Consider the following 16,496-nt stretch of genomic DNA (forward strand, 5'->3'; position numbering starts at 1 on the left):
GAGGAGCTTTTCAAACATGTCACAAAATAAAAAAGTCGTATTAGCATATTCCGGAGGTCTTGATACCTCTGTTGCAGTTAAATGGTTACAGGAGCAAGGTTACGAAGTTGTTGCTTGCTGCCTGGACGTAGGTGAAGGAAAAGATTTAGCATTCGTTCAACAAAAAGCACTTCAAGTCGGAGCTGTTCAATCTTACATGATCGACGCAAAAGAAGAGTTTGCTGAAGAATTTGCACTTGTTGCACTGCAAGCACACACGATGTATGAAGGGAAATACCCACTCGTGTCTGCACTATCTCGTCCGCTCATTGCCAAAAAGTTAGTGGAAGTCGCAGAGAAAGAAAATGCCGTAGCCGTTGCACACGGATGTACAGGTAAAGGAAACGACCAAGTTCGTTTTGAAGTATCAATCAAAGCATTGAATCCAGACCTAGAAGTTCTTGCACCAGTGCGTGAATGGAAATGGTCTCGTGATGAAGAAATCGACTATGCACAAAAGCACGGGATTCCAATTCCGATTAACTTAGACAGCCCATATTCAATTGACCAAAACCTTTGGGGCAGAAGTAACGAATGTGGTATTTTAGAAGATCCTTGGGCAGCGCCGCCAGAAGGTGCTTATGATCTGACAAATCCACTTGAAAAAACACCAGACACACCTGAAATCATTGAAATCACGTTTGAAAAAGGAAAACCAACAGCCATTGACGGAATCCAGTATTCATTATCTGATCTCATCCTTCATTTAAATGAAGTTGCTGGCCAGCATGGTGTAGGCAGAATCGATCATGTTGAAAACCGTCTTGTTGGAATCAAATCTCGTGAAGTGTATGAGTGCCCAGGTGCAGTTACCCTATTAAAAGCACACAAAGAACTTGAAGACTTAACGCTTGTTAAAGAAGTAGCACACTTTAAGCCAATCGTTGAACAAAAAATGGCTGAATTAATATACAACGGCTTATGGTTCTCACCACTTAAATCAGCACTAGATGCATTCTTACAAGAAACGCAAAAGAACGTAACAGGTGTTGTGCGTGTGAAACTATTTAAAGGCCATGCCATTGTAGAAGGACGTAAATCACCATATTCACTTTATGATGAAAATCTAGCAACTTATACAAAAGCAGATGAATTCGATCATGATGCAGCTGTAGGATTTATTAACCTTTGGGGTTTACCAACAAAAGTAAACAGCATCGTGAACAAAAAGGAGCAGGTTAAAGCATGAAAAAGCTTTGGGGAGGCCGATTTCAAAAAACACCAGAAAAATGGGTCGATGAGTTTGGTGCATCCATTCATTTCGACAAACAATTAGTCAAAGAAGATCTGACCGGCTCCCTTGCCCATGCAAGTATGCTGAATAAATGCGGTATCATCGGCGATGAGGAGGCCGCTGCAATCAAAGACGGACTGAATACGCTCATGAAAAAGGCAGAGGCGGATGAACTCGATTTCTCAGTAGATTATGAGGACATTCATTTAAACCTTGAAAAAATGCTCATTGATGAGATTGGTCCGCTTGGCGGCAAATTGCACACAGCGAGAAGCCGGAATGATCAGGTCGCAACCGATATGCATTTATATTTGAATAACCAAGTAGAGCATATCATTGAGCTGATCTCTTCTTTTCAAACAGTGCTTGTAGAAAAAGCTGAACAGCACGTTGAAACGATTTTTCCAGGATATACGCACTTACAGCGTGCACAGCCTATCTCCTTTGCTCATCATATGCTCGCCTACTTTTGGATGCTTGAGCGGGACAAAGCGCGTTTTCAAGATTCATTGAAGCGGATTAATGTGTCACCACTTGGGTGCGGGGCGTTAGCAGGAACGACATTCCCAATTGATCGTGAATATACAGCAGAGCTTCTTGGCTTTGACCATATTTACGAGAACAGCCTTGATGGCGTGAGTGATCGGGATTTCATTTTAGAGTTCTTGTCTAATAGCAGTCTTGTGATGATGCACCTCTCACGTCTTTGTGAAGAAATCATTTTATGGTGCTCTCAAGAATTCAAATTCATTGAGCTTGATGACACGTATGCAACAGGCAGCAGCATGATGCCGCAAAAGAAAAACCCGGATATGGCTGAATTGATCCGCGGAAAAACAGGCAGGGTATATGGCAACCTGATGGGGCTGCTCACGATAATGAAAGGCTTGCCGCTTACGTATAACAAAGACTTGCAAGAAGATAAAGAAGGCATGTTTGATACGGTGAAAACGATCGCTGGTAGCCTGCAAATCTTCACAGGCATGATTCAAACGATGACAGTGAACGAAGATGTCATGAAAAAAGCAACAAAAGAAGATTTCTCAAATGCGACCGAAGTGGCAGACTACCTTGCGAAAAAAGGTATGCCATTCCGTGAAGCACACGAAATCGTTGGGAAGCTTGTGTATACATGCATTCAAAAAGGCATCTATTTAAGTGACCTTCCATTTGAAACATTTACAGAAGCAAGCGGCCTCTTTGAACAAGATATTTACACTGTTCTTGATCCGTATGTTGCTGTTGAAAAAAGAACAAGTGCAGGTGGAACTGGATTTAAACAAATTCAGCTCGCTTTAGAAAAAGCAAAAGCCTGCCTAGCATAATTCGCCAAAACCATTCGTTTATACGGATGGTTTTTTCATGGGAAAAAGGAGATTGATCTTCACTGGAGAAAATGAAAGCATACCAGTGTCAAGCTGAATAAGGAGTGACAACAGTTCATGAAGAAAACGCTTCAGGCTTTGTTTGATCAGCCTATCGTATCAGTGAAAACGTTAGGAGAACCATACGACGGCCGGGCTAATGATGTGTGGCTGATTTCCTTACAAGACCAGACGGAATATGTAGTGAAATCTCCTAAAACTGCAAGAGAAGAAAGTGAATTTGTGTATGGGATCAAGATGATTTATGGAGTAGATGCCCGTACTGTACAGGAGCATCTTGATGAAATCAATAAAAAGCTGGCTCATGCGAATTCCTTTCATATTCCGAAAGTTGTTCGTAAAGTGAAGAAGGCGGGGAAACACTTTTATGTCATGGAAAAAGTAGAAGGAATCCCTTTAACATCTTTTGAGGGCCGTTCAGCACAATTCTATAGGGATTACGGGAGGAAACTAGCGCATCTTCATTCATATCAAACAAATTTTTTCGGTGCAGTATACGGGGGAGAAAAGAGACATTTGAGAGAATTCCATGCGCTGTTAAAAAAGGCAGTTTCCAAACTCATCAGCCACTATTACGCTGATCAGCCTGAATATCAGAATTATGCAGAAAAGGTGCAGCAAAAGCTTGAAAAGCTAAGTCCTCCTGATGCAGCCAGTCTCATTTTAATTGATTTAGACCCATCGCAATATATTGAAGACGATGATCAAGTGACAAGTCTAATTGATACGGAATATGTCGTATTTGGACCAGCTGCGTTTGATTTGATTGCACTCGAATACCTTTTGACGAAAGAAGCTGCACAAGCGGTTCAATTAGGGTATGAAGAGATTTGCCCGCTTCCTCGCCAGCTTCATGAGGTGAGAGAATGCTATCGGTTTGTTTCGCTGCTTCTCGATATCCATGGTTCATGGGATATGAAAAAGTGGATGAATCACCCTATACGTTTTTCCCCTCACTGTTAAAGGGTTCAAAAGTGCGAAGGGAGCCGGTTTATAGTAAAGTAAAGATAACAAAAGAAACACATGAACTTGCAACCTTTGCTTTAGGAGGAGATTGTGTGCGACACGCATTAATAACAGCGGGTTCTAAAGGACTTGGCAGGAAAGTCACCGAGTCTTTACTGAATATGGGGTATTCTGTGACAGTGAATTATCGAAGTGATGATGAAGCTGTCCGGCAGATGAAAGAAGAACTGCAAGAATACGAAGAAAAGCTTCAATTTGTCCAAGGCGATGTAACAAACAAAGAAGATTTAAAAAACATGGTCGAGCTAGCAGCAGAGCGATTTGGGCGGATTGACGCCTTGATCAATAATGCTGGACCTTATATTTTTGAACGAAAAAAACTCGCGGATTACTCTGAAGACGAATGGTATCAAATGATGGAAGGCAACCTATCCGCAGTGTTCCATTTGTTCCGAATGGTGATCCCTATGATGAGAAAACAAGGCTTTGGCCGGATTATCACATATGGCTTCCAAGGAGCAGACCATGCGCCAGGCTGGATGCACAGATCAGCTTTCGGAGCGGCAAAAGTGGGCCTTGCGTCATTGACGAAAACCATTGCGATTGAAGAAGCCGAAAACGGCATCACCGCTAATATGGTGTGTCCAGGCAAAATCGTTGGAGACATGAAAGAATCAACGATAGAGGAAGCACGTCAGATAAAAGACGATGAAACACCGATTGGTCGGTCTGGGACAGGTGAGGATATCGGTCGTATCATTTCATTTCTATGTGATGACCGTTCAGACCTCATTACAGGAACCGTCATTGAAGCAACAGGTGGTCTTAATGTAATTCACAGGCACTAAGTTTTTCAGCTTTTTATAGAGGGAATAGACAAAATGAGATCAAATTCGAAAGGTGGATTTATTTACATGAAAGCTACATATCATGGACATTCAGTCGTACACATTGAAACAAACGGATACCATATTTGGATTGATCCATTTTTAAATGGAAATAAGCACACGGATATCAAACCGCAAGATGTGAAAGCAGATGTGATTTTGCTCACGCACGGGCATGGAGATCACGTCGGAGACACGATTGAAATCGCTAAAAACAATGACGCACTCGTGATTGCGCCATTCGAACTTGCCACTTATTTAGGCTGGCAAGGGGTGAAAACACACCCGCTTTCTATTGGCGGCGGACGTGAATTTGAATTTGGTAAAGTCAAGCTGACGCAAGCGTTCCATGGCTCAGCGGTCATTGATGAAGAATCCAAAACGATTACGTATACAGGTATGCCATCCGGTATTTTATTTACTGCTGAAGGCAAAACAATTTATCATGCTGGAGACACGGCTCTCTTCTCGGATATGAAACTCATTGGGGAGCTGAATCATATTGAGCTCGCCTTCCTGCCAATAGGTGATAACTTCACAATGGGACCAGACGATGCAAGAATCGCAGCAGAGTGGCTTCGTGCGAAACAAGTCGTACCGATTCATTACAGTACATTCCCGCCGATTGAGCAAGATCCTCATGCGTTTGCAGACAGCTTGCATGGCGGCGTGGGTCACGTATTAAACAGCGGAGAATCCATCGAGATATAATCAATAGAAAGAAAAGCCGGCACTCTACCGGCTTTTTTATTTGCCTGTATCGTGCTCGTGTAAAAGACAAATTGCTATTAAAAGCCTCCTGCCTTTATAATGAAATATAGATGAAAACGCTGAAAACAAAAAGGGTGAACGGGATTGGCGACAAAGCATGAGCAAATTTTATCGTATATTGATTCATTGGATGTCGGAGAGAAAATTTCTGTCCGGCGTATAGCGAAAGAAATGAAAGTCAGTGAAGGCACGGCTTACCGGGCTATTAAGGATGCTGAAAATAAAGGGTTCGTGAGCACCATTGAACGAGTCGGTACCATTCGAATTGAACAGAAGAAAAAAGAAAATATTGAAAAGCTGACATATGCGGAAGTCGTCAATGTCATTGATGGTCAGGTACTTGGCGGACGAGCCGGCTTACATAAAACGTTAAATAAATTTGTCATCGGTGCAATGGAACTGGATGCGATGATGCGATACACAGCAGCAGGCAACCTGTTAATCGTCGGAAACCGAATCAATGCTCACCGGCAAGCATTAGAGGCGGGAGCGGCTGTGCTGGTCACGGGCGGATTCTCAACAGATGATGAAATTATTCAGCTCGCAGATGAGCTTGAGCTGCCCATTTTATCAACAAGCTACGATACATTTACCGTAGCGGCTCTCATTAACCGGGCCATTTATGACCAGTTGATTAAAAAAGAAATTGTGCTTGTGGAGGATATTTTAACGCCAATTGAACGGACCGTCTATTTATCGCCAGAAGACAAACTTGAGAAATGGTATGAAAAGAATTATGAAACCGGGCACGGCCGGTTCCCGGTAGCAGACGATCAAATGAAAATTCACGGCATTTTGACCTCAAAGGATATTGCAGGCCATGACCGTTCTACACCGATTGAAAAGGTGATGACAAAAAATCCGCTGACCGTTATTGGCAAAACATCTGTCGCTTCAGCTGCACAAATGATGGTGTGGGAAGGTATTGAGGTACTGCCAGTTGTAAATGATCATGCGAAGCTGATTGGGATGATTAGCCGTCAGGACGTGCTGAAGGCGCTGCAAATGATTCAAAAGCAGCCGCAGGTCGGTGAAAAGTTGGATGATGTCGTGTCACGAGGATTTAAGGAGACTGAGACAGAAAAACCAAAAACAGATGCGGTGTACCAATATGAAGTCTCACCACAAATGACAAATCAACTTGGTAATATTTCGTATGGTGTGTTTACACAAATTTTAATCGAATCAGCCAACCGCTTCTTAAAGTCTCATAAAAAAGGCGAACTAATTGTAGAAAGTCTTTCTGTCTATTTCTTAAAACCGGTTCAAATGGAATCCACGATACAGATCAAACCGAATATTTTAGAAGTTGGGCGCAAGTTTGGAAAGCTGGAAGTGGAAGTTTACCATCAGTCAAATATTGTAGGCAAAGCGATGTTGATGGTGCAGCTGATGGAGAGAGGATAAATGGCAAAAAAGGGCGGCATGAATGCGCCCTTTCAGCGTGTAAACAAACCCTCGTATTCTTTATCAGTCCTGCGTGCTGGTGCTCACGAATGACAAATTCGCTCCGTAAAAGTAGCTGTCCTTCCTAGACTGCAAAGGTTTTCTAACACGCTGAAAAGAAGAGAAAGGGCTAAAATCAAGTTCATTTTAGCCCTTTCTCTATTATGCGTGGTCTTTTTCGCCTTCCTTTAAAAAGAGCGGAAGATAGTGCTTATAGGCTTTATATCCGGCCCATGTACTGCCGATACCAACTGCAACAAAAATAAACCCAATGACAAATGCGAGTGACGAGCGGTTTAAAAATAATTGATTCACACCGAAGAGCAGGACAAAGCAGCCAAGTGCCATACTTGATTTGGCAGACCAGAATTTCTTTTCGACCGGCCGGTTCGTACGGACATTCTTTGCTTTGTAGTATAAATAAAACATGGCAGAACAAATAATAAACACAATCAAAACAAGCATGTGCCAAGCCTCCATTGTAAGTGGTTACAACCCTATTTTAAACGTAAATAGGCTTGCTTACTAGAATAAATTGTCTATTCCTCACTTTTCTGTCTGGGTAGATTATGATTTAATAATAAAAAGAGTATCGCATAAGAAGGAGTATTTATGAAAAAAGAACTGATTAGAACCATATCATTATATGACACCATCATCATTCATAGACATGTAAGACCCGATCCAGACGCATATGGATCGCAGTGCGGCCTTACGGAAATCTTGCGTGCCACCTATCCAGAAAAAAATATTTATGCAACAGGAACCCCTGAGCCATCTCTTTCATTTTTATATGAATTAGATGACGTGCCGGATGAAGTGTACAAAGGTGCCCTTGTCATTGTCTGTGACACTGCGAATCAAGCAAGAATTGATGATCAGCGCTATTCAATGGGCGATAAACTGATGAAAATTGATCATCATCCGAATGAAGATCCGTATGGTGATTTGCTTTGGGTTGATACAGAAGCAAGCTCTGTCAGTGAAATGATTTATGAGCTGTATTTAGAGGGGAAAGAAGAAGGATATCAGCTGAATACAAAGGCGGCAGAACTCATTTATGCCGGCATTGTAGGAGACACAGGCCGTTTCCTTTTCCCAAACACAACGAAAAAGACACTCAAATATGCGGGTGAACTCATCGAATATCCGTTTTCATCATCAGACCTTTTCAATCAATTGTATGAGACGGATTTGAATGTCGTGAAATTAAATGGCTATATTTTTCAACATATCTCTTTATCAGAGAATGGCGTAGCTTCTGTTTTTATTAAACGTGACATTTTGGAGTCGTTCCAAACAACAGCGCAGCAAGCCTCACAGCTTGTTGGGACACTTGGAAATATTGCAGGGATTAAGGCATGGGTCTTTTTTGTGGAAGAGAACGATCAGATTCGTGTGAGATTCCGCTCAAAAGGCGTCGTCATTAACACCATTGCTAAAAAATATCATGGCGGAGGTCACCCGCTTGCAGCCGGTGCGTCCATATATGATTGGGCAGTTGCAGATGAGATTTTGCGTGATTTAGAAGAAGTATGTAAATCATCATCGTGAGAGAGGGGCTTCAAGTCCCCCTCTCTTTTTTTGAGCTTTGAGAAAAGGGTTACTTGGATACAGGGATAAACCAGCAGCCGATGTCAGTTGAATCTTCATAGGCTTGGAGATTTTGATGCTTTAATTCTTTTTTAATTAAATGGGCCATCATTTCTGTCTCAGCATAAGCACACATGCCGTCTTTAATCCGGCTTGCTTTGTCTCGTGCCATTTGACGATAGCTGTAAACCTCCATTGTTCTCACCTCTTTCTTATGATCATCTCGTTCTTCTTTTAGTGTATAAAAATAACAAGTGAAAAGCGATCATTGAGTGCAGAAATTCATAAAAATTCCACATCATCTATTATTCAGCAAAGGAAATACGTACTTCAAGCGAAAGCTTTGTATAGATGGTCAGTTCGGTGACTTTGGCCCGGTATGCCTTTTCTCTAATCGTATATTCTTTATTTTCCACGGTCCGTTTTAAGAGCTCTTTTGTTTTATAGACACTTTCAATATCCTTTGTGATCACCTCTGAGATATCTTCTTTCACCTGATCTTCAAATTTCAAGGTATCTGGCTCCGGGATTTTGTACTGCTCACGGTTGACGAGGTGAACGTCTACGCTCTGAATAAGCAGACGCTGCTTATTGTCTTCATTTAATTTATGCAAATCTTCCCGATAGAGTGTGATTTGTTCTTTCAGACTGTCCATATGGTGCTGCTGGCTTCTGAGCAGTGTCACCTGCTTCTCCTGAAAGGTGCCATACGTAAAGAGAAAAATCAGCCAGCTGATAATTGCGCCGAACATCATCCCAGCAAAAAAACGCTGCCAGCCTGGACGTTTATACAGCTCAGGCACCCTCATGATGATACATGCTCCTGTGTGAGCCACGTAATCAGGAGATACCCCGTTTGCGCACCGCCCATAGCAGAGATAATGAGCAAGATCTGCTTGAAAATATCACGTGTGTTCCCTTCGAAAATCCCTCTTTCAAAACTATAGACCGCATCAAAAGTTCCACCGATTGCCGCAACAAGTGCCCAAATTTTTAAGCGGTTGGCAAGACTTGAAATAATTGATAGCGGCGGCTGACCAGATAAATATGCACCTACCCCGCCTATAATGGCACCGCCCAAAATAACCCCTAGTGCGATAAAATAACAGCTAATAAAGTTTGGAATAAAGGCTTCCTTCACATCCATTTTTCCCACCTCACTCTATTCAATATATGGCGAATGCTGGACAAGTATGAACGAGCGGAAAAGAAAGAACATTTGTTTCTCACCGCATCGCGTTTTATAATGAAAGAATGAATTTAGACGAAAGGAGTGGATTAAGCATGTCCTATGTTCATCTTCAGGTCCACAGTGGATACAGCTTGTTGAGCAGTGCAGCGAAGGTCAAGGAGCTCGTATTAAAGGCGAAAGAACTTGGCTATCAAGCGCTCGCTCTTACCGATGACCATGTGATGTATGGAACGGTTGAATTTTATAAGGAATGTAAAACACATGGCATCAAGCCGATTATCGGTTTAACAGCTTCTGTCTTCATAGATGAACAAGAGACAGAGGCTTATCCTTTGATCCTCCTTGCCAAAAACAATGAAGGCTATCAAAACTTGATCAAAATTAGCAGTGTCTTGAAATCAAAGTCAAAAACCGGCCTGAAAGAGAAATGGCTGAAAGCCTATCATCATGGCCTTATTGCCATCACACCAGGCGTATCCGGCTATATTGAAACGCTGCTGCAACATGATCAGCTAGATGAAGCAAGGGATGCAGCCAGCCATTTAAAAGATCTTTTTGGTGAGGAACATGTGTATTTAGCCGTTCAGCCGTTTCAGCAGGACGAAGAGCTGTCTCATAAGCTCAGGGAACTCTCAAAAAGGGCGAACATCCCGCTTGTGGCAACAGGTGACGTCCACTATATCCATCAAGAGGACAAAACCGCATATACATGTTTAAAAGCCATTAAAGCAGGCCAGCAGCTATCAGAAATTGAGGAAGACCAAGTAGACAAGCATTTCAGATCGATCGAAGAAATGATGAAGTGGTATGGTGATGATCCAGAATTGCTGGCAAGAACGGTTGAGATTGCAAACCGCTGCGAGGTCGATTTAAATCTTGGCCAGACGAAACTGCCAACCTATCCGACGCCTGATCAATCAACAGCTGATCAATTTTTACGAAGAGTGTGCCAAGAAGGCATGAAACGAAGACAGATTGCTTCAAATGACACATATATCAAAAGGCTTGAGTATGAGCTGAGCATCATTCAAAAAATGAATTTCAGTGATTATTTCCTCGTTGTGTGGGATTTTATGAAGTATGCTCATGATCATGGCATTGTCACAGGTCCTGGCAGGGGATCAGCAGCAGGCTCTTTAGTTGCGTATGTTCTGTTTATTACAGATGTCGATCCGATCCGTCACGGGCTTTTATTTGAGCGTTTTTTAAATCCTGAACGCATCAGCATGCCAGATATAGATATCGATTTTCCTGACACGAGAAGAGATGAAATCATTTCATATGTAAAAGACAAATATGGGGATATGCATGTGGCGCAAATTGTCACGTTTGGAACACTTGCCGCTAAGGCAGCTTTAAGAGATGTCGGACGTGTGATGGGAATTGATTCAAAAGCAGCAGACCGCCTTGCAAAGCTCATCCCATCAAAGCCAGGGACGACACTGAAAGAAGCGGTGACAGTCTCCTCAGAATTAAAAACACTGCTCCAGCAATCTGAAGAGCTGCAAAGAGTGTTTCAAACCGCTTTAAAGGTAGAAGGATTACCAAGACATACGTCAACACATGCAGCCGGCGTTGTCCTAAGTGAGGAGCCGCTCACACAAGTCGTGCCTATTCAAGAAGGGCATGATGGAGTGTATTTGACGCAATATGCGATGAATTATTTAGAAGATCTCGGTCTTTTAAAAATGGATTTTTTAGGTTTGAGAAACTTAACATTAATTGAATCCATTAAAAACCAGATTGAAAGACAGGAAAACGTCCACATTAACTTTAGTGACATTTCATATGAAGATCAGAAAACGTTTGATTTGTTATCAGCAGGAGATACAACGGGGATTTTCCAGCTGGAGTCACAAGGTATGCGTCAGGTGCTGAGGCGACTGAAACCTTCTAGTCTAGAAGATATCGTGGCTGTCAATGCCTTATACCGCCCGGGGCCGATGGAGAATATCCCGCTCTTTATCGACCGAAAGCATGGCAGAGTGAAAGTCTCCTACCCGCATCCAGATTTGTATGACATCTTAAAGGATACATATGGGGTCATCGTCTATCAGGAGCAAATCATGCTGATTGCAGCAAAGATGGCAGGCTTTAAGCTGGGCGAGGCCGATCTACTAAGAAGAGCCGTTTCAAAGAAGGATAAAAAGGTGCTTGATGAAGAGCGAAGCCATTTTGTTGAAGGATGCCTAAAAAAGGAGTATCCTGTTAACATTGCAAATGACGTTTATGACTTAATCGTCAAATTTGCAAACTATGGTTTTAATAGAAGCCATGCTGTTGCATATAGCATGATCGGCTTTCAGCTTGCTTATTTAAAAGCGCATTATCCGTTATATTTTATGTGCGGTCTTTTAACGAGTGTGATTGGAAATGAAGACAAAGTGGCTCAATATTTCTATGAGGCAAAGGAAAAAGGGATATCGGTGTTGAAGCCTTCTATTAATAAGAGCGAATTTCCATTCACGGTTGAAAAAGGGGAGATCCGCTACAGCTTAAGAGCGATTAAAAATGTCGGAGTGTCAGCTGTAAAGGATATATACAGAGCAAGACAGGAAAAGCCATTTGAAGATTTATTTGATTTTTGCGCAAGGGTATCAACAAAGAGTGTCAACCGAAAAACGATTGAAGCCCTCATTTTCTCAGGGGCAATGGATGAGCTTCATCCAAATCGTGCTTCGTTATTAGCATCGATAGATATTGCGTTAGACCATGTGTCATTTTTAACACCTGAGGATCAGCTGGACTTTCTTGGGGATACAACCTTCCCACTTGAGTTAAAATATGCGGAGATAGACGAAATGCCGCTTGTCGATCTTTTGCAATTTGAGAAAGAAGCACTCGGGTTATATTTATCAAATCACCCAGTACAAGCGTATCGAGATCGCTTAAGAGAGAATGGTGCAGTGGAAATCATCAGACTTTCTTCCTATATAAAGCGAAAGATCTCAATGGGTGGCCTTTTGACAAAGGTGAAATCGATTCGGACAAAAAATGGACAATCGATGGCATTTGTCACATTCGGGGATGAAACGGGAGAAATGGAAGGTGTCGTCTTTCCAGAGCAATTTAGAAAGCTGTCCCCCTTACTTGAGGAGGGCGCAATGCTTTATGTTGAAGGCAGAATAGATGTCAGAAATGAGAGCAGTCAAATCATCGTACAAGAAGCTGTTCTACTGGAAGAGATGGGCTCTAAAAGAAAAGAATCTGTCTACATTCGAGTCAAAGAAGAGAACCATACGCAGGAGCTGCTAGAACAAGTGAAGCGAGTAATCTCCATGCACAGGGGAGAAGCAGATGTCTATTTGTATTATGAAAAGCAAAAAAAGACGATGAGACTTCCAGATGCATACAAAGTTCATGCAGATCATGCGGTCATTTTCCAGTTAAAAGAGCTGCTAGGTGAACAAAACGTTGTGATTAAATGATGACAAATCGTCTGAATATGTTTTACAATTTCACCTATTGTGTTATCATTTTAAAGATTCTGTGTATTTAAACTGCCAAGTATGTGCTTATCAACTTAGCAATTCATTAAATCATTTTCCACTTGAAGGAGTGTTCATCACATGTCATTAAGAGAAGAAGCATTACATATGCACAAAGAGAATCAAGGCAAACTCGAATCAAAATCAAAGGTACAAGTGAAAAATGCGAAAGACTTGAGCTTGGCTTACTCACCAGGTGTGGCAGAGCCATGTAAAGATATTTATGACGACACAAGCAAAGTGTATGATTATACAATGAAAGGCAATATGGTCGCTGTTGTCACAGACGGAAGTGCTGTGTTAGGGCTTGGAAACATCGGGGCAGAAGCATCTCTTCCAGTAATGGAAGGAAAAGCTGTCTTATTCAAAAGCTTTGCAGGTGTTGATGCATTCCCAATCGCACTTGCAACAAACGATGTAGACAAAATCGTTGAAACAGTGAAGCTTCTTGAGCCGACGTTTGGCGGCGTGAACCTTGAAGATATTGCAGCACCAAACTGCTTTATCATTGAAGAGCGTTTGAAAAAAGAGACAAACATTCCTGTTTTCCACGATGATCAGCACGGGACAGCGATTGTAACAGTGGCAGGACTTGTGAATGCACTGAAGCTGTCTGGAAAATCAATGTCTTCAATTAAAGTGGTTGCAAACGGCGCTGGAGCAGCAGGAATTGCGATTATCAAACTTCTTTATCATTTCGGTGTACGTGATATCATCATGTGTGATACAAAAGGCGCTATTTATGAAGGCCGTCCGAATGGTATGAATGCAGTGAAAAATGAAGTAGCTAAATTCACGAACCAAGATCGTAAAGAAGGTTCTTTAGAAGAAGTGATTGAAGGCGCAGATGTCTTTATCGGCGTTTCAGTAGCAGGTGCTTTAACTAAAGAAATGGTTGGAAAAATGGCAAAAGATCCTGTCATCTTCGCAATGGCGAATCCAAACCCAGAGATCATGCCAGAAGATGCACATGCAGCAGGTGCAAGTGTTGTAGGAACTGGTCGTTCTGACTTCCCGAACCAAGTGAACAACGTCCTTGCATTCCCTGGTATTTTCCGTGGAGCGCTTGATGTACGTGCGACACACATTAACGAAGAAATGAAAATTGCAGCTGTTGAAGCGATTGCTTCCCTTGTATCAGATGAAGAATTGTCAGCGGAATACGTTATCCCTGCACCATTTGATGCACGAGTAGCGCCAGCGGTAGCCAAAGCAGTGGCAAAAGCAGCAATGGAAACGGGCGTTTCAAGAATCAAAGTAGACCCAGAAGCTGTTGCAGAAAAAACAAGAAAATTAACGATTATCGGCGAGTAATCGAATTGGAAAAGTGTGCACGTTCTTTCTGAATTTGGAGGAAAAACGTGCACCATTTCCTCTCTTACACGAAATTTTTTTCATCCTAAATGAGATTTTTTTGTAGACGTTCACAATTCACATATACCAACTACTCAGCGCCCCAAACCTATACTCATTTCTCATCAATTCCCCACTGAAAAAATTGAATGAAGGATGACAGCGTTTGACAAAAAAAGTACAATAGTTTCGGTACAGTTATGACATGTCCTATAATAGTGGATGTGCGTGTAAAGAAAAAACCCTTCAAAAAGGGAGGTAGTCATTTGTCAATCAAGAATATTTTCAGTAAAAAGAAAAAATATGCATCTGTACCCTCTGAACAGGCAAGTCAAGATGTGCCTGAAGGCATCATGACCAAATGTCCGCAATGTAAAAAAATAATGCTCACCAAAGAACTAGATAAAAATTTACGTGTTTGCATGAATTGCGGCAGACATTTGCAAATGAATGCAAAACAACGTATTGAAAGCCTTGTAGACGAAGGCACATTTGAAGAATTTAACGGTCACCTCATTTCTGAGAACCCGCTCGGTTTCCCAGGCTACGAAGAAAAGCTTCAGAAAGACAGAGAAAAAACATCTTTGAATGAAGCCATCGTAACAGGAAAAGGTGAAATTAAAGGTCAAAGTGCTGTCATTGCTGTCATGGATGCCACGTTCCGTATGGGCAGCATGGGCTCAGTCGTTGGTGAAAAGATTACATTAGCTATTGAGAAAGCAAAAGCGGACAAGGTGCCATTTATCATCTTCACTGCATCTGGAGGAGCAAGAATGCAAGAGGGGATTCTTAGTCTGATGCAGATGGCAAAAACAAGTTCAGCATTAAAGCTGTTCAGCGAGGATCAAGGTCTGATTATCTCTGTGATGACCAATCCGACAACTGGCGGTGTATCAGCTAGTTTCGCATCTCTCGGTGATTACAACTTTGCAGAGCCTGGTGCATTAATTGGTTTTGCTGGTCGCAGAATCATTGAACAAACCATTCGTGAAGACCTACCTGAGGACTTCCAAACGGCTGAATTTTTAATGAAGCATGGTCAGCTAGATGCTGTGATTCACCGTGCAGAAATGAAAGAAACATTAGGCCAAATCTTAGCATTACACAGCACAGGAGGTGAACGAGAGTGGCTGGAGAACTAGAATTTGAAAAACCTGTCATTGAACTTCGAGCGAAAATTGATGAATTGAAAAAGTTCACACAAAACTCAGAGATGGATTTAAGTGCGGAAATTGAGCGCCTTGAAACGCGTCTGAGTAAGCTTGAAACAGACATTTATACAAATTTAAAGCCGTGGGACAGAGTACAAATTGCTCGTCATGCGATGCGCCCAACAACTCTCGATTACATTCAAGAGCTGTTTGATAACTTTTTCGAATGTCACGGTGACCGTTTTTATGGCGACGATGAAGCCATCGTTGGAGGAATTGCCACGTTTAAAGGACTTCCTGTCACAGTCATTGGTCATCAGCGCGGAAAAGACACAAAAGAAAACTTGCGCCGTAATTTCGGGATGCCGCATCCAGAAGGTTACCGTAAAGCATTGCGCTTGATGAAACAAGCAGATAAATTTAATCGTCCAATCATTTGCTTTATTGATACAAAAGGAGCTTATCCTGGTAAAGCAGCTGAAGAACGCGGGCAAAGTGAAGCAATTGCGAAAAACCTTTTCGAAATGGCAGGACTTCGTGTACCGGTTGTCTGTATTGTCATTGGAGAAGGCGGAAGTGGCGGAGCACTAGGCTTAGGCGTAGGAAACCACCTATTTATGCTAGAGAACTCAACATATTCAGTGATTTCACCTGAAGGTGCAGCAGCACTGCTCTGGAAGGACTCATCACTTGCGAAAAAAGCTGCAGAATCAATGAAAATTACCGCTCCAGACCTAAAAGAATTAGATATTATAGATGATGTTATTAAAGAAGTGCAAGGTGGAGCACACCGAGACGTGAAACAACAAGCAGCCTACATTGAAAAAACATTAAAACAGTCACTTACATCTTTGCTCAAACAATCGCCTGAAGAATTAGTCGAACAAAGATATCAAAAATACAAAGCAATCGGCAAAGTATCGATTGAAAATCAATATATTGGGGTAAACTAAATAAACGTACAGCCTTTTGGCTGGCGTTTATTTTTTCG

The 16,496-nt window shown here is 42.0% G+C and carries 15 protein-coding genes; 11 read left to right on the forward strand and 4 right to left on the reverse strand.

Features of this window, described 5'->3' with window-relative positions:
- Positions 1-16: 16 nt before the first annotated feature.
- The 6 genes from MHH23_RS07140 (at position 17) to MHH23_RS07165 (ending at position 6,689) form a co-directional block, all read left to right on the forward strand.
- A complete protein-coding gene (locus tag MHH23_RS07140) occupies positions 17-1,228 on the forward strand; it encodes an argininosuccinate synthase (RefSeq protein ID WP_243824399.1) in 1,212 nt (403 codons plus the stop codon).
- Positions 1,225-2,598, forward strand: coding sequence for an argininosuccinate lyase (gene argH / locus MHH23_RS07145; RefSeq protein WP_008343150.1), 1,374 nt, complete (start codon positions 1,225-1,227; stop codon positions 2,596-2,598). Before MHH23_RS07140 ends, argH begins: the two co-directional genes overlap by 4 nt.
- 117 nt (positions 2,599-2,715) lie before the next feature.
- On the forward strand, positions 2,716-3,621 hold the full coding sequence (locus MHH23_RS07150; protein WP_340959159.1) for an aminoglycoside phosphotransferase family protein: 906 nt from the start codon (positions 2,716-2,718) through the stop codon (positions 3,619-3,621).
- A gap of 95 nt (positions 3,622-3,716) precedes the next feature.
- On the forward strand, positions 3,717-4,472 hold the full coding sequence (locus MHH23_RS07155; RefSeq protein ID WP_008343153.1) for an SDR family oxidoreductase: 756 nt from the start codon (positions 3,717-3,719) through the stop codon (positions 4,470-4,472).
- 66 nt (positions 4,473-4,538) lie between these two features.
- The gene (locus MHH23_RS07160) at positions 4,539-5,222 is read left to right on the forward strand and encodes a metal-dependent hydrolase (RefSeq protein WP_024718665.1); all 684 of its coding nucleotides are present in this window, start codon (positions 4,539-4,541) and stop codon (positions 5,220-5,222) included.
- A 144-nt stretch (positions 5,223-5,366) separates the two neighbouring features.
- Positions 5,367-6,689: a CBS domain-containing protein gene (locus MHH23_RS07165; RefSeq protein WP_017358275.1), complete on the forward strand. Its 1,323-nt coding sequence runs from the start codon at positions 5,367-5,369 to the stop codon at positions 6,687-6,689.
- 201 nt (positions 6,690-6,890) lie between these two features.
- Here the strand turns inward: MHH23_RS07165 and MHH23_RS07170 are convergent, their stop codons facing one another.
- Positions 6,891-7,193, reverse strand: a complete 303-nt coding sequence (locus MHH23_RS07170) for a YtpI family protein (RefSeq protein ID WP_003216665.1) — start codon at positions 7,191-7,193, stop codon at positions 6,891-6,893.
- 147 nt (positions 7,194-7,340) lie between these two features.
- Here MHH23_RS07170 and MHH23_RS07175 point away from each other — a divergent pair, with 147 nt between their 5' ends.
- Positions 7,341-8,282, forward strand: a complete 942-nt coding sequence (locus MHH23_RS07175; protein WP_025207776.1) for a DHH family phosphoesterase — start codon at positions 7,341-7,343, stop codon at positions 8,280-8,282.
- Between the two features lie 49 nt (positions 8,283-8,331).
- On the opposite strand, the gene MHH23_RS07180 is transcribed toward MHH23_RS07175, so the two are convergent.
- The 3 genes from MHH23_RS07180 to MHH23_RS07190 all read right to left on the reverse strand — a co-directional run bounded on the left by MHH23_RS07180 (position 8,332) and on the right by MHH23_RS07190 (position 9,468).
- Positions 8,332-8,517, reverse strand: coding sequence for a hypothetical protein (locus MHH23_RS07180; RefSeq protein WP_008346082.1), 186 nt, complete (start codon positions 8,515-8,517; stop codon positions 8,332-8,334).
- A 109-nt stretch (positions 8,518-8,626) separates the two neighbouring features.
- Positions 8,627-9,130 (reverse strand): sporulation membrane protein YtrI, encoded by a 504-nt coding sequence (gene ytrI / locus MHH23_RS07185; protein WP_007501718.1) that lies wholly within the window; start codon positions 9,128-9,130, stop codon positions 8,627-8,629.
- The gene (locus MHH23_RS07190) at positions 9,127-9,468 is read right to left on the reverse strand and encodes a YtrH family sporulation protein (RefSeq protein ID WP_007501717.1); all 342 of its coding nucleotides are present in this window, start codon (positions 9,466-9,468) and stop codon (positions 9,127-9,129) included. Before MHH23_RS07190 ends, ytrI begins: the two co-directional genes overlap by 4 nt.
- Positions 9,469-9,605: 137 nt before the next feature.
- On the opposite strand from MHH23_RS07190, the gene dnaE reads away from it, so the two are divergent.
- The 4 genes from dnaE (at position 9,606) to accA (ending at position 16,458) form a co-directional block, all read left to right on the forward strand.
- Positions 9,606-12,941, forward strand: coding sequence for a DNA polymerase III subunit alpha (gene dnaE / locus MHH23_RS07195; RefSeq protein ID WP_340959161.1), 3,336 nt, complete (start codon positions 9,606-9,608; stop codon positions 12,939-12,941).
- A 141-nt stretch (positions 12,942-13,082) separates the two neighbouring features.
- Positions 13,083-14,315, forward strand: a complete 1,233-nt coding sequence (locus tag MHH23_RS07200; RefSeq protein ID WP_007501712.1) for an NAD(P)-dependent malic enzyme — start codon at positions 13,083-13,085, stop codon at positions 14,313-14,315.
- Positions 14,316-14,620: 305 nt separating this feature from the next.
- On the forward strand, positions 14,621-15,496 hold the full coding sequence (gene accD / locus MHH23_RS07205) for an acetyl-CoA carboxylase, carboxyltransferase subunit beta (protein ID WP_008346077.1): 876 nt from the start codon (positions 14,621-14,623) through the stop codon (positions 15,494-15,496).
- Positions 15,481-16,458 carry an acetyl-CoA carboxylase carboxyl transferase subunit alpha gene (gene accA, locus MHH23_RS07210; protein ID WP_008346075.1) on the forward strand — a complete coding sequence of 326 codons (978 nt, stop codon included), beginning with the start codon at positions 15,481-15,483 and terminating at the stop codon, positions 16,456-16,458. Before accD ends, accA begins: the two co-directional genes overlap by 16 nt.
- Positions 16,459-16,496 lie beyond the last annotated feature (38 nt).

This window comes from Bacillus sp. FSL K6-3458 (genome assembly GCF_038005045.1).
Lineage (GTDB): Bacteria > Bacillota > Bacilli > Bacillales > Bacillaceae > Bacillus > Bacillus altitudinis.

Excerpts from the sequence above, each read along its gene's own strand:
- MHH23_RS07140 (WP_243824399.1), top strand. The coding sequence starts at position 17 with ATGTCACAAAATAAAAAAGTCGTATTAGCATATTCCGGAGGTCTTGAT.
- argH (WP_008343150.1), top strand. The coding sequence starts at position 1,225 with ATGAAAAAGCTTTGGGGAGGCCGATTTCAAAAAACACCAGAAAAATGG.
- MHH23_RS07150 (WP_340959159.1), top strand. The coding sequence starts at position 2,716 with ATGAAGAAAACGCTTCAGGCTTTGTTTGATCAGCCTATCGTATCAGTG.
- MHH23_RS07160 (WP_024718665.1), top strand. The coding sequence starts at position 4,539 with ATGAAAGCTACATATCATGGACATTCAGTCGTACACATTGAAACAAAC.
- MHH23_RS07170 (WP_003216665.1), bottom strand. The coding sequence starts at position 7,193 with ATGCTTGTTTTGATTGTGTTTATTATTTGTTCTGCCATGTTTTATTTA.
- MHH23_RS07175 (WP_025207776.1), top strand. The coding sequence starts at position 7,341 with ATGAAAAAAGAACTGATTAGAACCATATCATTATATGACACCATCATC.
- MHH23_RS07180 (WP_008346082.1), bottom strand. The coding sequence starts at position 8,517 with ATGGAGGTTTACAGCTATCGTCAAATGGCACGAGACAAAGCAAGCCGG.
- ytrI (WP_007501718.1), bottom strand. The coding sequence starts at position 9,130 with ATGAGGGTGCCTGAGCTGTATAAACGTCCAGGCTGGCAGCGTTTTTTT.
- MHH23_RS07190 (WP_007501717.1), bottom strand. The coding sequence starts at position 9,468 with ATGGATGTGAAGGAAGCCTTTATTCCAAACTTTATTAGCTGTTATTTT.
- dnaE (WP_340959161.1), top strand. The coding sequence starts at position 9,606 with ATGTCCTATGTTCATCTTCAGGTCCACAGTGGATACAGCTTGTTGAGC.
- MHH23_RS07200 (WP_007501712.1), top strand. The coding sequence starts at position 13,083 with ATGTCATTAAGAGAAGAAGCATTACATATGCACAAAGAGAATCAAGGC.